This window comes from Microbacterium sp. Kw_RZR3 (genome assembly GCF_029222405.1).
Taxonomy (GTDB): Bacteria; Actinomycetota; Actinomycetes; order Actinomycetales; family Microbacteriaceae; genus Microbacterium.
Window position 1 is genome coordinate 1 of the sequence record NZ_JARHXC010000195.1, and the last position, 2,493, is coordinate 2,493.

Below are 2,493 nucleotides of genomic sequence, written 5' to 3' on the forward strand. Positions count from 1 at the left end.
GAGGCGTCGGTATGCATGTGTGCATGCTAGCGAGGGGGTCCGACATCGACGGGGGCTCGGGAGCCCCGGTGGGGATGGATCCGGATATTGCTCCGATGTGCAGAAGGCATCCCCGGGCGACGGTGTGCGCTGCGCGGGCGGCGGGCGAGGGATCGCCGGCATCGGGTGGCGGGAGCGGGGCCGTCGGGGTGGGCTGTCCGCGTTGGGGGTGGTCGGCGTCGATGGCCGCGCCCGCCGAACTGCCGCGGCATCCATAAACGCTGTTGGCGCGCAGAAACGCGTGGAGAGCGCGTTTATGTGAGTGAACGGCGTTTATGCGGCGCCGGTCCCTGCTCGAGGCCCCGCCCGCCCGAGGCCCCCGTCCGCCCGTGCGCTCGCCCGTCCGTCGCTCAGGTGTCTGGCTGTGTCGTGTCCGGCGCGGGCGCATTCCGTCCACCGCGGCATCCATAAACGCTGTTCACGCACAGAAACGCGTGGACAGCGTGTTTCCGGACATGGATGGCGTTTATCGGTGAGGTGGAGGGGCGTGAGAGCTCCCCCGATACGCCCTAGCGCCAGCCGAGCACCTCGCGCACGAAGGACTGCGAAGCCGGAGCTCCGTCATTCGGAATGCCGTGCATCGGCTCGCGCGACACCACCTCGCGGATGCCTCGACGCGGTCCAGAGCCGCCTTCAGCAGCGGAGCCGCGTCATTCGACGACGTCCAGCCTCGGACGCTCACGTGCGCGAAGATCACCACCTCCGAGCCCTGCTCGTGAGGACGCGCACTGGCGACGACCACCGTCGACGTGGCGTGCCGCCAGAGGCCCGGCACCACCGTCAGACCCGCACCACCGTCAGAAGCGTGTCCGACAGCATGGCATCCACGAATCCGGTGTTCCACGACGGATCCGGGTGGCCGATGCGCACGTCCTGAGCGATCCACTCCGAATCGCGCTCCCGGAGCGCCCAGGCCACACGCGATCGTCCCCGAGGTCGAAACGCTCCGCGCGCAGGGCGTCGAGCGCGAGGGACAGTGCAACCTCCGGCGTCTCGCGAAGAACAAGTCGTGCACCGCGCGCGATCCCGCCGACGGTGAACGGTCGCACGCACAGCGAAGCACCGCGGCCGCGCCAGGCCCCCACGCGCGTCAGGCGCTGCGGCGCTTCTGTGCCAGGACGATCGTCGGCTGCGCACCGTCTTCGACAGCCGCCCGCGTGATGACGACCTTCGCGATGTCGTCGGACGAAGGCACATCGAACATGATCGGCCCCAGGACGTCTTCGAGGATCGCGCGCAGGCCGCGCGCGCCGGTCTTCCGGGCGACAGCGAGGTCGGCGATCGCGCGAAGCGCGTCTTCGTCGAACTCCAGCTGCACCCCATCGAGCTCGAACATGCGCTGATACTGCTTGACGAGCGCATTGCGGGGAGCCGTGAGGATCTCCATCAGCGCGTCCTGATCGAGCGGCGAGACGGATGCCACGACGGGCAGGCGACCGATGAACTCGGGGATCAGACCGAACTTGTGCAGGTCTTCGGGCAGCGCCTCGCTGAACAGGTCGGGCGCATCTTCTTTGCGCTGCAGAGGAGCACCGAAGCCCACGCCGTGCTTGCCGACGCGCGCGGAGATGATCTCCTCGAGGCCCGCGAAGGCCCCGGCGACGATGAACAACACGTTGGTCGTGTCGATCTGGATGAACTCCTGGTGGGGGTGCTTCCGACCGCCCTGCGGGGGGACCGACGCCACGGTGCCCTCGAGGATCTTCAGGAGGGCCTGCTGGACGCCCTCCCCCGACACGTCGCGCGTAATCGAGGGGTTCTCGGCCTTGCGCGCGATCTTGTCGACCTCGTCGATGTAGATGATGCCCGTCTCGGCGCGCTTCACATCGAAGTCGGCTGCCTGCAGGAGCTTGAGCAGGATGTTCTCGACGTCTTCGCCGACGTACCCGGCCTCGGTCAGGGCAGTGGCATCCGCGACCGCGAAGGGCACGTTGAGACGCTTGGCGAGCGTCTGCGCGAGGTAGGTCTTACCGCAGCCGGTCGGCCCGAGCAGCAGGATGTTGCTCTTGGCGATGTCGATCTCTTCGGCGCGGGCCTCGGCCGGCTGCAGGGTCCCGTGCGCCCGGACGCGCTTGTAGTGGTTGTAGACGGCGACGGCGAGGGCGCGTTTCGCGGGCTCCTGCCCGACGACGTACTCCTCGAGGAACGAAAAGATCTCGCGAGGCTTGGGCAGGTCGAACTCGGCGACCTCGCCCGCAGAAGACTCGGCCATGCGCTCTTCGATGATCTCGTTGCAGAGCTCGACGCATTCATCGCAGATGTACACACCGGGACCGGCGATCAGCTGCTGCACCTGCTTCTGGCTCTTTCCGCAGAAGGAGCATTTGAACAGATCGGCGCTTTCTCCGATGCGTGCCATGCCTGTTCCTCCTCGTCACCCGGCGCCCTCACGCCTGTGTGCCACGAGCCTAACCCGTGCCCGAGCGAACAGAGGGCATTTGCGCGCACGGGGCC

General features: G+C 67.7%; 2 protein-coding genes. Both read right to left on the reverse strand.

Features of this window, described 5'->3' with window-relative positions; all coding sequences use genetic code 11:
- Positions 1-819 precede the first annotated feature (819 nt).
- Positions 820-957 carry a hypothetical protein gene (locus tag P2P98_RS10270; RefSeq protein WP_275799589.1) on the reverse strand — a complete coding sequence of 46 codons (138 nt, stop codon included), beginning with the start codon at positions 955-957 and terminating at the stop codon, positions 820-822.
- Between the two features lie 172 nt (positions 958-1,129).
- A complete protein-coding gene (gene clpX / locus P2P98_RS10275; RefSeq protein ID WP_275799591.1) occupies positions 1,130-2,398 on the reverse strand; it encodes an ATP-dependent Clp protease ATP-binding subunit ClpX in 1,269 nt (422 codons plus the stop codon).
- Positions 2,399-2,493: the final 95 nt, after the last annotated feature.

Bases quoted from the DNA above. Each gene is read 5' to 3' on its own strand.
- clpX (WP_275799591.1), bottom strand. From the start codon at position 2,398: ATGGCACGCATCGGAGAAAGCGCCGATCTGTTCAAATGCTCCTTCTGC.